The following is a 14,640-nucleotide window of genomic DNA, read 5'->3' as shown; positions in this document are numbered from 1 at the left end:
CGCCAGCCGATTCATCACGTCCAACGACAGTTTTTACCCGAAATTCCAAGGCGCGCTTATGGATGGGGGAGCGGCGCGGGCGGTGCGGGGCAGCGGGCCGCCGGGCCGGTCAGCAGCCGACGCGGTTGGCGGCGACGCGCTTCAGTTCGTCCAGGACGGCGACCGTCGCCGGTATGCGCAGGTGGTCCCGGTAGACGTAGGCCGCTATGTGGCGGCGGGCCACCGGCGCCAGGGGCCGTCCGCACACCTTGTTCAGGGAGAGCGACGGCAGTACCAGCGCGGGCATCATGGCGACCCCGAGCCCCTGGGCCACCAGGCTCTGAACGACCAGGTTGTCATCGGTGGAGAACCGGATGTCGGGAACGAACCCCAGCTCGGCGCACTCGTGCAGCAGGTTGGCCCGGCAGCGCGGACAGCCCGCTATCCACCGCTCCTCGGCCAGGTCGGCCAGGTGCACGGCCCGGCGCCGGGCCAGCGGATGGCCGGTCGGCAGCAGGACCGTCAGCTGGTCCTCCAGCAGCCTGACCTCGGCCACCTCCTCCGGGACCTCCTCGTGCAGCCCGGGGTAGGTGAAGGCCAGCGTGATGTCGCACTCCCCCCGCTCCAGCCTGCGCAGCGAGTCGGGCGGCTCGCCCTCCAGCAGCTCGACCTGGACCCCGGGATGGTCCTTGGCCAGCCCGCACAAGGCCTCGGGGACCAGAGTGGCGTTGGCGCTGGGAAATCCGCACAGCCGCACCCTCCCCGCGCGCAGCCGGGCGTAGGCCTTCATCTGCGCCTCGGCGGCGGAGAGGCAGCCGAGGATCGATTCCGCGTGCCGGACCAGGGAGTTCCCCGCCTCGGTGAGCTGCATGCGGCGACCCACCCGGGTGAACAGAGGGGTGCCGACGGCTCTTTCGAGGGCCTTCATCTGCTGGGTGATCGCGGGTTGCGTATAGCCCAGGACGCGGGCGGCCGCCGAGTACGACCCGGAGGCGACCACCTCGTGAAAAGTCCGTATGTGCCGCGAATCGAACACGTCCGAAGCATAAGCGGATGTTGGGAGGGGGCGCGGACGGAATTCCGCCCCCGCCCCCTCCCGACGGGACTACTTGTCGCCCACCCGCGATCCGAGCGTGATGTCGACCGTGGTCGCCTTGCCGCCGCGCAGGTACGTCAGCTTCACCGTGTCGCCGGGCTTGTACGTCCAGATCTCACTGATGAGCGTCGGGCCGCTGTCGATCGGCTTGTCACCGAACTGGGTGATCACGTCGCCGGGCTTGAGGCCGGCCTTGCCCGCCGGACCGGCCGGGTCGACCAGCTCGTTGGCGGAGGCCCCCTGCTCGGAGATCTTGGCGCCGTCCGTCTTGGACTGGAGGTCCACCGAGACGCCGATCACCGGGTAGGTCGGCTTGCCCGTCTTGATGAGCTGCTGGGCGACGTTCTTCGCCTGGTTGATCGGGATGGCGAAACCGAGGCCGATCGAACCGGCCTGGCCGCCGCCGAAGCCGCCGTTGCCCGCCGACTGGATGGCGGAGTTGATGCCGATGACCGCGCCGCGTCCGTCCAGCAGCGGACCGCCGGAGTTGCCCGGGTTGATCGAGGCGTCCGTCTGGAGGGCGCTCATGTAGGAGTTCTTGTTGCCCGCGCCGTCGCCGGAGGCCACCGGGCGGTTCTTGGCGCTGACGATGCCGGTGGTCACGGTGTTCGACAGGCCGAAGGGGGCGCCGATCGCGATGGTCGTGTCTCCCACCGCGACCTTGTCCGAGTCGCCGAGCGCGAGCGGGACGAGCCCCGCGGGCGGGTTCTTCAGCTTCAGCACGGCCACGTCGTAGCCCTGGGCGCGGCCCACGACCTCGGCGTCGTACTTCTTGCCGTTGGAGAAGGTGGCGGAGAGCTTGCCGCCGTTGGCGGCGGAGGCCACCACGTGGTTGTTGGTGAGGATGTGCCCCTGCTCGTCGTAGACGAAGCCGGTGCCCGTGCCGCCCTCGCCATCGCCGCCCTGAGCCTCGATGGTGACCACGCTGGGCAGCGCCTTGGCGGCCAGGCCCGCGATCGAGCCGGGCTCGCGCTTGAGGTCCTTGGGCGTCTCGCCGGAAGAGCTGACCGTGGTGGAGCCGGCGCCGTCGAGGCCGCCGTCGGCGAGCTTGTAACCGATGCCGCCGCCCACCCCGCCGGCGAGCAGGGCGGCCGCCACCACGGCCGCGATCAGGCCGCCCCGGCCCTTCGGCTTGGGCTGCGGAGCGCCGCCGAGCGGGGGAGCGCCCCAGACACCGGCGCCGTTGCCACCACCGTGGCCCGTGGCTGCGTACCCCGCGGCGGTCGGCGGGGGCGGCGGCCAGGCCCCGGCGCCGTGTGCGGCAGGGGGAGAAGCGGGTGCGCCGTACGGGTCCCCGGACGCGGCGGTCACGGGGGCCGCGGGAGCGGTCCCGTACGGATCCGCGGGGGGAGTCGGCGGCAGCTGCCCGGTCTGCTGCGCGTCGGCCGCCGGGGTCGTCGGCAACTGCTGGGTCGCGTGCTCGCCCGGCACGGGCCCGGTGACGTACCCCTGATCGGCGGCGGCCGGGGTCTTGCCCATGTCCACGGGGGGCGCGTCCACGGGGCGCGGATCCGCCGGAGCCACGTCCGCCGGAGCCACGGGCCCGGGGGTCGGCGCGGCCACCGGCACGGGAGGTGCGGACGGGGCCGCGGGGGGCGTCGGGGCCGCGGTGCCCTCGTTCTCGGTGCTCACAGCGCTCTCTCCTCGTCACACACGGCTTGCTGGATCTCGGACGGTACATCCGGCGGACCATCGGTCCGGGTGAACGTTCGAGCAGTCATACAAGTTCCTGGGCAAAGCCTTTACCATCAACCGTCAGAGCACTGTAAGCCGGACCTGTGCGTCCCGCCCCCATCCTTTATCCCGGGCATTTCGGACGCATCTCCAAGGTCCCGCCCGGCGCCGGGGTTGCGCGCGGTGGCACCATGACCCGGTGACCCACGCAACGCCGCGCCCCATCCAGGTCGTCGCCCACCGCGGCGCCTCGGAAGACGCTCCCGAGCACACCCTGGCCGCCTACCGCAAAGCCGTCGAGGACGGAGCCGACGCCCTCGAATGCGACGTCCGGCTCACCGCCGACGGGCATCTCGTGCTGGTGCACGACCGGCGCGTGAACCGCACGTCCAACGGCCGCGGCGCGGTCTCGGCCCTGGAGCTGGCCCACCTCACCGCGCTCGACTTCGGCTCCTGGAAGGACCGCGACGAGTCCCCCGACTGGGACGCCGGCACCGGCGCCGCCGGGGAGTACGGCAAGGAGCCCGATCCGGAGCGCACCTCCGTCCTCACCCTGGAGCGGCTGCTGGAGCTGGTCGCGGACGCCGGGCGGCCGGTACAGCTCGCGATCGAGACGAAGCACCCGACCCGCTGGGCCGGACAGGTGGAGGAGCGGCTGCTGTTCCTCCTCAAGCGCTTCGGGCTGGATTCGCCGCCGGCCGAGGGCCCGCACCCGGTGCGGATCATGAGCTTCTCGGCCCGCTCGCTGCACCGCGTCCGCGCGGCCGCCCCGACGATCCCGACCGTGTACCTGATGCAGTTCGTCTCGCCGCGGATGCGGGACGGACGGCTGCCCGCCGGGGTGCGGATCGCGGGGCCGGGGATGCGGATCGTCCGCAACCACCCCGGCTTCATCCGCAAACTGCAGGCCGCGGGCCACTCCGTGCACGTATGGACGGTGAACGAACCCGAAGACGTTCAGCTCTGCGCTGATCTGGGTGTGGAAGCGATCATTACGAACCGACCCCGCCAAGTTCTGTCCCAACTTGGGCGCTGACGTCCCTATTCGCTCACCCGTCACCCCTTCACCTCTCGTCACAGGGTGTGCCCCGGCGCATCCGGTCCGCATTCGGTCGTCATGAATGCGTCAGGGGTCTTCGCCGCGGCGGTTTCCGGTCCAGGCCAAGGGGGCATCCAGACCTTGGCGTGGGGCTAAGGAGGTTCCGGGGGTGGCGTTGGTGGTGGCACAGGAGGTGCCCACGTCGTCGTGCATGGCCGTACCCCATGGCCCTGCGGGCGTGGGTACGGCGAGGCATCGCATGCGTGAGCAATTGCGTATCGGCGGAGTGCCCGATTCAGTCGTGGACGATGCCGTCCTGATCCTTTCCGAACTGCTCAGCAACGCCTGCCGGCACGGCAGGCCCCTGGGCGCGCGGGAGATCGGCGACGGGGAGATACGTGCCGCGTGGCGCGTCGACAAGGCGGGGCGGCTGACGGTCGAGGTCACGGACGGAGGCGGCCCCACCCGCCCCGTTCCGGCCACGCCCTCGGTCACCGCGCGCGGCGGCCGCGGGCTGAACATCATCAGCGCCCTGGCCCAGGACTGGGGCGTCCGGGACGGCGCGGGCGGCGAGGTCACCGTATGGGTGACGGTCGCGTGCGGGCCCCGGCACGACGATTTCGCTACGCGCGTCGCTGCGCCCGCGATCGACTTCACCGGGCCCTTCGACGATCTGGATCCCTGAACTCTGGTTCCCGACGCGGAGAGCGGCCGCGGCAGGAGTCCGGCCACGAACGGTCGGCGGCCGTCCGGGAGCGCACGCCGACCGCGCTCCCGGCCGCACCCACCCGGTTGCGGCGGTACGAACGGCTAGGCTCGCGCCGTCACGTAACGACGCACCGCCGCAACCGGGAGACACCCACGATGGCCAAGAAGCGCCCCGCAGCGAAGACTGCAAAGCCGCAGCTCAAGGACGGGGAGATTCCCGTGGTGGGCGCCCGCGAGCCCTGCCCCTGCGGATCCGGGCGCCGCTACAAGGCCTGCCACGGCGCCGCCGCCTCGCACGCCGTCACCGAACTGGTGCAGCGCCCCTTCGAGGGACTGCCCTCCGAATGCGACTGGGTGGCACTGCGCGAACTGGTGCCGGCCGCCACCATCCCGCTCACCCTCAAGGGCGGCCTGCCCGAGGGCGTCCCGTCCGTCACGCTGGTGACCGTGCTGCCCATGGCGTGGCCCGCCCTGCGCCGCGAGGACGGTTCCGTCCTGCTCGGCCTGCAGAACGAGTCGTCCAGCGGCAACCTCTCCCGGGACCTGGCGGACACCCTGGAACGCGCGCTCGTCGCGGAACCGGGTAATCCGGTTCCGGCCCGCCGCGTTCCCGCCGAAGGGCCCCGGCTCCAGGACCTCCTGGACCCGGACGGCGTTTTCGAGCCGGTTGTCCACAGCGGTTTCGAATTCTGGATTCCGGATGCGGAGAGCGCCCAGGCTGCTTCTCCGGAGATCGCCGCCTCGCTGGAGCGCGCCAACGCGGCCGCCATTCCGACCGTCAAGCTCACCGGCGTCGACGCGGCCTACTGGTGCGAGACCCCGGAGAAGAACCACCTGCGCTGGGTCATGCCGCACCCCGAGGAGCAGCTGCTCGACGCACTGGCGCGGCTGACCGCGGCGGGCGAGTCGACCCTCGGCGAGGGCACCAAGCTCGTCGGGTCCTTCCGCGCGCACGGCCTGATGGTCCCGGTGTGGGACCTGCCCGTCGGCGTCACCGCCGACCAGGTGGAGGAGCCGGCGGCCCGCCTCGCCGAGCGCCTCGCCAAGGCCCTGACCACGGACGCGCCGCTGACGACGGAGGAGCGCCGGGCGCGTGGCGGGCTCACCAACCGCCAGGTGACCCTCAGCTGACCCGGGGCCGGCCCCGCGGCCCGGCGGTGGACCCGGCAGCGGGTCCGCCGACGGGCCGTCAGCGCTCCGCCGACCCTCCGGAGCAGCTTCCCGCGGGCGCTCCGGGGGCCCGCCCCGGGCGGTGACCGGAGTCACAACTCCCGCTAATCGTCTGCAAATCGCTGTCTGAATATCAGAGATCGAATTTGCGAACAGGCGATCTCTTGTTACCGTTCTTGTAGCCCGGTCGCTGGTGCATCCCCCGTCGCCAGCGACCGGGCCCTTGTGTTTCCGGTGGCACTAACCGCCGCTCGGTCCCGGTGAGTTGCTCCCGGACCGCAGGAGCAGGGGCCCTTCAGTATCCGGAACTGCAAACTCCGCTACTGCCGTGTACCGGTCCGCCGGACCCAGGGACTTCTCGTGCGGGGTCTCGCACAGCCCCGGCTCGTCACCCGCTCCGATCGCGCAGCGGATCTGCACCGTCCGGCCCGCCGGCCCCATCAGGGTCAGTACGGATTCCAGGACGCGCCCGCTCGTGTTGCGGTAGTAACTGCGCCCCCAGCTCTGCCCCTCGCCGGTCAGCACGCACGTCTGCGCCTCGACCCCCTGGGGAGAGGAGAGTTCGGGCCCGCAGTGCGCGTCCGTACGGGGCTGCTCGGGCGGACCGGGTGGCGCGACCCGCACCGCGGAAGGCCGGCCGGAAGGGTCCGACAGACCCAACGTGGTGAGCAGTCCACCGCCCTTTGCGTCGTCCCGAGCGGCGAAGTCCGGTCCGGCGATCGCACCCGCGAGCGGAAGCGTCAAGATGATCAGCACACCGGCGCCGATACCGATCAGGCGGAGATTCATTCGCCGAAGATAGCGATGTGGGAATGCGGCACGGAGATCCCCGCGCCCAATTCCCTTGGAAACCGGCGTCGGTGGCACCCGTTCGAGTGATCCGGCGAACCGATGGAGTGAAGGGCGAGCGCGCGACGTACGGACGGCCGGTGGACGGGCGCCGGAGCTGCGAACGCCCGGCGCACGCACCCCGGACCGGCGAACGCCCCGCGGGCGCCCGTCAGTACGCCAGTCGGCTGCCGCCGCCCGGGGCTCCGGTGCTCGCCTCCACCAGCGCGTCCACGACCGCCTCGATCTCCGGCAGCCAGGGCGGCCCGTCCTGCGCCGAGGGCTCCCTTTCCCAGCGCACCTGCCCCCCGCAGGACGCGGCGGAGGGCGGCAGGAGCAGGTAGCCGCCCTCGCCGTGGAAGCGCAATGACGAGGGCACGTGGTCCTTGGCGTACAGGAGTTCACCGAGCCGCTCCAGCGAGTACGGCGCCACCAGCAGCGACCAGCGAGTCGGCGTCGCGACCACCGGGCCCAGCCGCATGCCGCGCTGATCGAGGCGGACCAGCGCCCGCGCGGCCGCCGTGGCCGGCAGGCTCACCGCGCAGGGAGCGTGCCCGCCGGTGGCCAGGAGCAGCGGCGCGGCGGGCCGGTTGGTCCACCACCAGCCCACCATGCGCGGGTCGGTCGTGGCCGCGAGGAGGCCCGGGTCGAAGGGATGCGCACCGGGAACGACGCAGTCCGGATCGGGGCAGGCGCAGCGCGCGCTGTCCGGGGCCACCCGGCCCACCCCGGGCAGGACGGGCCACCGCCAGGCGGTGGCGCACATCAATGCGGCGTCGAGGGGCCCGGGGTGGAGAGCGGCGGGACCCGGCCGGGACGCGGCCCGCGAACCGAGCCGGAGGGACTGGAGGGGCCGAAGGGCCGGGAGAGTCGGGAGAGACCAGAGAGACGGCAGGGGCCGGAGGGACTGGAGGGAGCTGCGGAGCCGCTGGAGACGCCTTCCGAGGATCTCGCGCATGAGCGCTCGTTCCTTTCCGTTGAACGCCGAGGGCCACATCACACCACGTATGCGGTGTTTCACCACACGTACACGTTTCGCGTCACTAGTCCGCCAGAAGCAGGTTCACACGGTTCGTGCAGTCGTCGTACGGGTCCATGGAACGTCCGGCAAGGGCGGTACACGGCCCCCGACGGGCCGCGCCCGGCCGCCCCCGTTAAGGACGGCGGCCCGTGCCGGGCGGTTCCCGGCGGGTCCGGGATGGCGTCAACTCACCCCGTGCACCACCGTTTACGTACCCGCGCCGACGGTGGCGCCTGCCCAGTCGACCGCAAAAAGGCATCCCATCCAACCTTTTCCGGCCAAGTTTTACCCTTGACCGGACGGTGAGTTGTCGTCCCACGGACACCAGGATTCCCACCTGGGCAATGCTGGACATCGCTCCACGTGTGCGTGTAGATGTGGATCCATTGATGGCGGCGCAGAACGATCTGGGGGTTTGCGATGCTATTCAGCGAATCGCACCAGGTGGAAAGCCGGACGCCATGAGCGCCCCGCATCCGCCGAAAGTGGCTGGAATCGATTCAGTAGTTACGTCTTCCCCTCACACTGCGGCACCCGTGCCCCCGCGCACCGCTCCCGCACCGGCCCTCGCCCCTGCCCCCAGCACCCTGATCCAGGACCGGCTGGCGGGCATGGTCTCCGACCTGACCACCCTCAACGAGCTGACCGAACGCCTCGCGCGGGCCGCCGGGCTCGACGTCTGCCTCCAGGAGTTCCTGCGCGCCGGAGCCGCCCTGGTCGGCGCCCGTCGCGGGCTGATCGTGCTGGAGCCTTCCGACGGACTCGGCCCCGCCACCACGCTCGGCCTCGGTTTGGCCCGCGCGGACCTCGGCCACATCGAGACCGTGCCGCGCGGTGCCACCTCGTACGGCCGCATCCTCGACGGGATCCCGGGTGCCGTCGGCGGCTCCGAAGTCCTCCCCGACGTCGGCGCGATCCCCGGGAGCGGGGGGTACGCGACCCCGGTCGATCCCCGGCACCGCGAGGTCGCAGCCCGTCTGGGGTACGCCGCCAGCTACACGCTGCCGCTGACCGCCGAGGCCACCGGCCTGCTCGGCGCCATCGTCTGGCTGTACGACGAACAGGTCGAGCCGAGCGACCGCCAGCGCGACCTCGTCGGGCTCTACGTGCGGCACGGGGCGGAGCACCTGGCCCGGGTGCTGGAGTCCCAGCGGGCCCGGGAACGGCTCGCCGACGTCGCCGAGGAACTGCTGCCCAGCAGGCTGCCCCGGGTGCCGGGGGTCCGCCTCGCCGCACTGCACCACACCGGTCCGCGCGGCGGCGGCGACTGGTACGACGCCCTGCCCCTGCCCGAGGGCGCCCTCGGGCTCGCCGTCGGCTCGGTCACCGGCGCCGGTCCCAGTGCGATCGCCGCGATGGGCCGGATGCGGGCCTCGCTGCGCGCGTACGCCGTGATGGAGGGCGAGGACCCGGTCGCGGTCCTCTCCGATCTGGAGCTGCTGCTGCGGCTCACCGAACCCGCGCGGTCGGCCACGGCGCTCTTCGCCTACTGCGAGCCGGGTGCCCGCAAGATCGTCCTGGCGGGCGCCGGACACGCCCCGCCGCTGCTCATCGGTGAGCACCGGACCGAGTACGTGGAGACCTCCCTGTCCGCGCCGCTCGGCATGCTCGCCTGCTGGGAGGCCCCGAGCGTGGAGATCGAGCCCGCCCCGGGAGAAACGGTGCTGCTGTACACCGACGGGCTGCTGCGCCGGACCGGTGACCCCATGGACCGCGCGTACGCCCGGCTGCACGCGGCCGCTGCCTCGGTGCCGCGGGCGCTGCGCGAGGACCCGGCCGCGATCGTGGACCACGTCCTGCGGAGCGTGCTGCCGGAGGGGGACGGGGCGGCGGACGCAGCGGACGGCGGCGGGACCGGAGCCGGCCCCGGGCTCGGCCTCGGTGAGGACATCGTCCTGCTGGCTGCCCGGTTTGACTGATTTATCACAGCCCGTCGGGGCCACTTCCTCTCGCACATACGATGGATGGGGTCCGTACCCGGTCCTGTCGTAGCTGAGGAGATGACGTGGCTGACGAGCTCACCCCGGAGACCCCGGAAGAAGAGCAGCCCAAGAAGACGCACAAGCAGCGCAAGAACGGGCTGTACCCGGGGCTCAGCGACGAACTCGCCGAGAACATGCGCACCGGCTGGGCGGACACCGAGCTGCACGGCCTGGAGCCCATCGCCCAGGCCGCGCACACGGCCGCACGCCGCGACGCGCTGTCCGCGAGCTTCCCCGGTGAGCGCCTCGTCATCCCCGCCGGCCGCCTCAAGACGCGCTCGAACGACACGGAGTACCCCTTCCGTGCCTCCACCGAGTACGCGTACCTGACCGGCGACCAGAGCGAGAACGGCGTCCTGGTCCTGGAGCCCACCGGCGAGACGGGCCACCAGGCGACCATCTACCTGCTCCCGCGCTCCGACCGCGAGAACGGCGAGTTCTGGCTGTCCGGCCAGGGCGAGCTGTGGGTCGGCCGCCGCCACTCCCTCGCCGAGGCCGAGCAGCTCCTGGGCATTCCCGCGAAGGACGTCCGCACCCTGGCCGACGCCCTGACCGAGGCCACCGGCCCCGTCCGGGTCGTCCGCGGGCACGACGCGGTCATCGAGGCGGCCCTGGCCGACAAGGTCACCGCCGAGCGCGACGGCGAGCTGCGCGTGAACCTCTCCGAGGCGCGCGTGGTCAAGGACGCCTTCGAGATCGGCGAGCTGCAGAAGGCCGTCGACTCCACCGTCCGCGGTTTCGAGGACTGCGTGAAGGTCCTCGACAAGGCGGAGGCGACCAGCGAGCGCTACATCGAGGGCACGTTCTTCCTGCGCGCCCGCGTCGACGGCAACGACGTCGGCTACGGCTCGATCTGCGCCGCGGGCGCGCACGCCTGCACCCTGCACTGGGTCCGCAACGACGGCCCCGTCCGCTCGGGCGAGCTGCTGCTGCTGGACGCCGGTGTGGAGACCCACTCCCTGTACACGGCCGACGTCACGCGCACCCTGCCGATCAACGGCCGGTTCACCGACATCCAGCGCAAGATCTACGACGCGGTGTACGAGGCCCAGGAGGCCGGGATCGCCGCCGTGCAGCCCGGCGGCAAGTTCCGCGACTTCCACGACGCCGCACAGCGCGTGCTGGCCGAGAAGCTCGTCGAGTGGGGTCTGGTCGAGGGCCCGGTCGAGCGGGTCCTGGAGCTGGGCCTGCAGCGTCGCTGGACGCTGCACGGCACCGGTCACATGCTCGGCATGGACGTCCACGACTGCGCGGCCGCCCGCACGGAGGCCTACGTCGACGGCACCCTGGAGCCGGGCGTCTGCCTCACCGTCGAGCCCGGGCTGTACTTCCAGGCCGACGACCTGACCGTGCCGCAGGAGTACCGCGGCATCGGCGTGCGGATCGAGGACGACATCCTGGTCACCGAGGACGGCAACCGGAACCTGTCGGCGGCCCTTCCGCGCCGGTCCGACGAGGTCGAAAGCTGGATGGCGGCGCTGAAGGGCTAGCGCCCCCGGGCCTTCGCCGCCTCCCGTACCACCGCCGATGGGCGGGGTCCCCTGTACCGGGACCCCGCCCATCGGCGGGTCAGGACGCCTCCAGCAGCGCTCCGTCGCGCCACTTGAGGACCTTGTCGAAACTGACGACGGCTCCCCGGCCCGGGCGGTTGCGGAACCGGGCGTGATCGGCCAGTTCGGCGATCAGGGACAGACCCCGGCCGTGCTCCGCCAGCGGGGGTCTGCGGCGCGACACCGTCGCGGGCGGGAAGCCCGGGCCCGAATCGGCCACCTCGATCCGGCAGCGGTCGCCGTCGAGAAAGGCCGTGACGCGGTACGCCGCACAGGCCGCCGGAGCGGGAGGAGCAGGCACGTCGCCTTCGGCGCGGCCGCCGGCCACCGCCCCGGCCACCGGTCCGCCGTGCTCCACCGCGTTCGCACACGCCTCGCTCAGCGCCACCGACAGGTCGAAGGAGATGTCGGGGTCCACCCCGGCGGTCTCCATCGTCCCGATCAACAGCCGCCTGGCGAGCGGCACGCTCGCGGCCTCGCGCCTCAAGTGGAGGGACCACCAGATGCTCATACCGTTACCTATTGCCGTCCGCAGCACCGGGTAAGCCCCGAAGGCCCGTCAGAGCGCTCGTTCGGCCGATGCGACCCGCCCGGACACCGTTGTATGCGGCGGGGGTGCGAGCACGGGGCCGCGGCGCCGTCCCCCACCGGAGCATCCCGGGGCGCACCGCGTCCAGGGGGACTCAAGGGACCTTCCGGACCTGCCGTATGGGAAGCCCCGGCACAGTGCGATGATGGCCCGGCCATGACTGCCCCCCACACGACGCGTGCAGGAGCCGGGCTCCTGACCCTGCGGGCCGCGGTGTTCACCGCGGTCTGCGTCGTGCTGTCCGCCGTCGGGCACGCCCTCGCCTCCTGCGCCACCGTTCCCTGGTGGACGCTCTGCGCGGGCTTCCTGGCCGTCTTCGCCGTCGCCGTTCCGCTGGCGGGACGCCGGCGCACGCTGCCGGGCCTCGCCGGCGCGCTCGCCGTGGGCCAGTTGGGTCTGCACACGCTGTTCGGCCTCGGCCAGCACGGCGCCGCCTCCGTCACCGCGTCCGCGGCCTCCGCTTCGGCCGCGGCCGACACCGCGGGCGCTTCCGCGCAGGCCGCCTCCGACGCCTCGCTCGCGGCGTTCGCCGCCCGGCTGATCTGCGGGGGCAACTCCGTACCGCTCAGCCCGGCCGACGCCCGGCAGGTGCTGGAGACCGCGGGGCTGAACCCGGCCGCGCTCGGTGCGGCGGGCCACGACGCCCACGCGCACCTGGCCCAGGCGGCCACCGCCCCCTCGACCGGGCTGTTCAGCCTGCCGATGGTGCTGGGCCACCTGCTGGCCGCGCTGGCCGCGGGCTGGCTGCTGGGCCGCGGGGACGCGGCCCTGTTCCGGCTCGTCGAACTCTCCCGGCTCGCCGCGGCGACCGCCCCGGTCCGGGCCCTGCGCGCCGCCCTGGCCTTCGTCCTCGCCCTCGGCGCCGGGCTCGCGGGTACGTCCGTACGGGTCCCCCGCGCGCCGCGCACCACCCCGGACCGGGCCCTGGCACCCGGCCGGACGGCACTCCAGCACACGGTGATCAGGCGGGGCCCGCCCGTGGCCCTCTCCCTCGCAGCCTGACGCGGCACCTCCCTCCCCGGGACACCCGGGGGAGCACCGGTGCCGCGAACTCCGCGCGCACCCGAGCGCCGGAGCCACCGTCACCCCTGCTTCCCACGGAGTGTTCCTGCCATGAAGACCTCGCGCGTCTCCTTCGCCGCCGCCCTCGCCGCCGGTACCGTCCTCGTCCTGTCCGGCACCGCCTTCGCCCATGTCGGCGTCCAGCCGGGCGAGGCCGCCAAGGGCGGTTACGCGACGATCAACTTCAAGGTCCCGAACGAGCGCGACGCCGCCTCGACCAACAAGCTCGAAGTGAGCTTCCCGACCGACCACCCCCTCTCGTCCGTCATGCCGCAGGACGTCCCGGGCTGGACGGTCAGCGTCGAGAAGAGCAAGCTCGACAAGCCGCTCACGGTGCACGGCAAGCAGATCAACGAGGCCGTGACCAAGGTGACCTGGACCGGCGGCAAGATCGAGCCCGGCAAGTTCCAGCAGTTCCCGCTCTCCGTCGGCCAGCTCCCCACGGACGTCGACAAGCTCGTCTTCAAGGCCGTCCAGACGTACGACAACAACGAGGTCGTCCGGTGGATCGAAGAGGCCAAGGACGGCGCCGCCGAGCCGCAGAACCCGGCGCCCGTGCTGAAGCTGACGGCCGCGGCCACCGGGGCCGACCACCACGACGGTGACAAGAAGGCCGACGAGGCCAAGAACACCGAGCACCACGACGGCGCCGAGAACTCCGCGGCCTCGGGCTCCGACACGACCGCGCGCGCCCTCGGCATCGCCGGCATCGTCGTCGGCCTCGGCGGGGTCGCCTTCGGCGTCGCCTCGCGCCGCCGCACGTCCTGACCGACGTACGCAGCCATCCGAACCACCCCCGATCCCAGGGACCACCCATGCGCACCGCACGTGTGACGGTCGCCGCCCTCGTGGCGGCGGCCGCACTCGCCCTCACCGCCTGCGGCGGTGACAACGGCAAGAGCAAGTCGCTCGCGGAGGTCAACGCCCCCGCCAAGAGCAAGCCCGGCACCGTTCTCGACCGCCCCTTCGCCAAGCCGGACCTGGTGCTGACCGACACCAACGGCAAGCCGTGGAGCCTGCGCGAGCAGACCAAGGGCAAGCCGACGCTCATCTACTTCGGCTACACCAACTGCCCGGACGTCTGCCCGCTGACGATGAGCAACCTCGCCGTCGCGAAGAAGGCGCTGCCCAAGGCCGACCAGGACAACCTCCAGGTCGTCTTCGTCACCACCGATCCCGACCGGGACACCCCCGAGTCCCTCGGCAAGTGGCTCAAGGCCCAGGACCCCGCCTTCACCGGGCTCACCGGGGACTTCGCCACCATCCAGGCAGGCGCTCGCAGTCTCGGCATCGGCATCGAGGCCGCCAAGAAGGAGGCCGACGGCGCCATCGTCTCCATGCACGGCGCGCAGGTCATCGCCTTCTCCCCCAAGACCGACGAGGGCTACGTCCTCTACGGGGAGTCGGCCACCGTCGAGGACTACACCAAGGACCTGCCGAAGATCATCAAGGGAGAGAACCCGTGAACCGCCGCACCACCCGCACCCTCGCCGCCGCCCTCTCCCTGTCGGCAGCCCTCGCCATATCCGGCTGTTCCTCCGACTCCGGCGACGGCAAGCCGAAGCTGTCCGTGAGCGGCGGCTACATGCCCGAACCGGTCGACGCCCAGATGGCCGGCGCGTTCATGGTCATCAAGAACGGCTCCGGGACGGCGGACAAGCTCACCGCCGTCACGAGCGACCTCTCCGGCGACGTGACGATCCACGAGACCAAGAACCAGAAGATGCAGCAGGTCCAGGCCCTGGACGTACCGGCCAAGGGCGAACTGAAGCTGGCCCGCGGTGGCGACCACGTCATGTTCATGGGCCTGAAGAACCAGCCGAAGGTCGGCGACAAGGTCACCGTCGAGCTGCGCTTCGAGAAGGCCGACCCGGTCAAGGTCGAGCTGGACGTGAAGGAACGCACGTACAACCCGCAGAACGCCGGCTGACGGACCGAGGGA

Annotated in this window: 14 protein-coding genes; 9 read left to right on the top strand and 5 right to left on the bottom strand. The window is 72.1% G+C overall.

The window, feature by feature from the left end; all coding sequences use genetic code 11:
* Positions 1–109: 109 nt before the first annotated feature.
* Together AC0693_RS23565 and AC0693_RS23560 are read right to left on the bottom strand one after the other, a co-directional pair.
* A complete protein-coding gene (locus AC0693_RS23565) occupies positions 110–1,015 on the bottom strand; it encodes a LysR family transcriptional regulator (RefSeq protein ID WP_356403367.1) in 906 nt (301 codons plus the stop codon).
* 69 nt (positions 1,016–1,084) lie between these two features.
* A complete protein-coding gene (locus AC0693_RS23560; protein WP_478802774.1) occupies positions 1,085–2,707 on the bottom strand; it encodes a S1C family serine protease in 1,623 nt (540 codons plus the stop codon).
* Between the two features lie 241 nt (positions 2,708–2,948).
* Here AC0693_RS23560 and AC0693_RS23555 point away from each other — a divergent pair, with 241 nt between their 5' ends.
* The 3 genes from AC0693_RS23555 to AC0693_RS23545 all read left to right on the top strand — a co-directional run bounded on the left by AC0693_RS23555 (position 2,949) and on the right by AC0693_RS23545 (position 5,627).
* On the top strand, positions 2,949–3,785 hold the full coding sequence (locus AC0693_RS23555; protein ID WP_469319636.1) for a glycerophosphodiester phosphodiesterase: 837 nt from the start codon (positions 2,949–2,951) through the stop codon (positions 3,783–3,785).
* An 85-nt stretch (positions 3,786–3,870) separates the two neighbouring features.
* Entirely contained in the window at positions 3,871–4,473 is a 603-nt protein-coding gene (locus AC0693_RS23550) for an ATP-binding protein (RefSeq protein WP_469319635.1), read from the top strand.
* Between the two features lie 179 nt (positions 4,474–4,652).
* Positions 4,653–5,627, top strand: coding sequence for a DUF5926 family protein (locus tag AC0693_RS23545; protein ID WP_478738278.1), 975 nt, complete (start codon positions 4,653–4,655; stop codon positions 5,625–5,627).
* Between the two features lie 279 nt (positions 5,628–5,906).
* Here the strand turns inward: AC0693_RS23545 and AC0693_RS23540 are convergent, their stop codons facing one another.
* Positions 5,907–6,455 (bottom strand): hypothetical protein, encoded by a 549-nt coding sequence (locus tag AC0693_RS23540; protein ID WP_469319633.1) that lies wholly within the window; start codon positions 6,453–6,455, stop codon positions 5,907–5,909.
* A 211-nt stretch (positions 6,456–6,666) separates the two neighbouring features.
* Complete coding sequence (locus AC0693_RS23535; protein ID WP_468466953.1) at positions 6,667–7,452, bottom strand: bifunctional DNA primase/polymerase; 786 nt, start codon at positions 7,450–7,452, stop codon at positions 6,667–6,669.
* Positions 7,453–7,859: 407 nt separating this feature from the next.
* Between AC0693_RS23535 and AC0693_RS23530 the strand changes: the two genes are divergently transcribed.
* Together AC0693_RS23530 and AC0693_RS23525 are read left to right on the top strand one after the other, a co-directional pair.
* A complete protein-coding gene (locus AC0693_RS23530; RefSeq protein ID WP_478802773.1) occupies positions 7,860–9,434 on the top strand; it encodes a PP2C family protein-serine/threonine phosphatase in 1,575 nt (524 codons plus the stop codon).
* Between the two features lie 86 nt (positions 9,435–9,520).
* Complete coding sequence (locus AC0693_RS23525) at positions 9,521–10,987, top strand: aminopeptidase P family protein (RefSeq protein ID WP_356403343.1); 1,467 nt, start codon at positions 9,521–9,523, stop codon at positions 10,985–10,987.
* A 79-nt stretch (positions 10,988–11,066) separates the two neighbouring features.
* On the opposite strand, the gene AC0693_RS23520 is transcribed toward AC0693_RS23525, so the two are convergent.
* Complete coding sequence (locus AC0693_RS23520) at positions 11,067–11,558, bottom strand: ATP-binding protein (protein WP_356403340.1); 492 nt, start codon at positions 11,556–11,558, stop codon at positions 11,067–11,069.
* Positions 11,559–11,792: 234 nt separating this feature from the next.
* Between AC0693_RS23520 and AC0693_RS23515 the strand changes: the two genes are divergently transcribed.
* The 4 genes from AC0693_RS23515 to AC0693_RS23500 all read left to right on the top strand — a co-directional run bounded on the left by AC0693_RS23515 (position 11,793) and on the right by AC0693_RS23500 (position 14,628).
* Positions 11,793–12,638 carry a hypothetical protein gene (locus AC0693_RS23515; RefSeq protein WP_478802772.1) on the top strand — a complete coding sequence of 282 codons (846 nt, stop codon included), beginning with the start codon at positions 11,793–11,795 and terminating at the stop codon, positions 12,636–12,638.
* A 111-nt stretch (positions 12,639–12,749) separates the two neighbouring features.
* Positions 12,750–13,466: a YcnI family copper-binding membrane protein gene (locus tag AC0693_RS23510; RefSeq protein ID WP_356403334.1), complete on the top strand. Its 717-nt coding sequence runs from the start codon at positions 12,750–12,752 to the stop codon at positions 13,464–13,466.
* Between the two features lie 47 nt (positions 13,467–13,513).
* Positions 13,514–14,164, top strand: a complete 651-nt coding sequence (locus tag AC0693_RS23505) for an SCO family protein (RefSeq protein ID WP_356403331.1) — start codon at positions 13,514–13,516, stop codon at positions 14,162–14,164.
* Positions 14,161–14,628 (top strand): copper chaperone PCu(A)C, encoded by a 468-nt coding sequence (locus AC0693_RS23500; RefSeq protein WP_478802771.1) that lies wholly within the window; start codon positions 14,161–14,163, stop codon positions 14,626–14,628. The genes AC0693_RS23505 and AC0693_RS23500 overlap by 4 nt, the downstream gene beginning before the upstream one ends.
* Positions 14,629–14,640: the final 12 nt, after the last annotated feature.

This window comes from Streptomyces sp. NPDC043876, assembly GCF_056435825.1.
The sequence above is the reverse complement of the archived record's forward strand: the minus strand, read 5'-3'. Positions and strand labels throughout refer to the sequence as shown.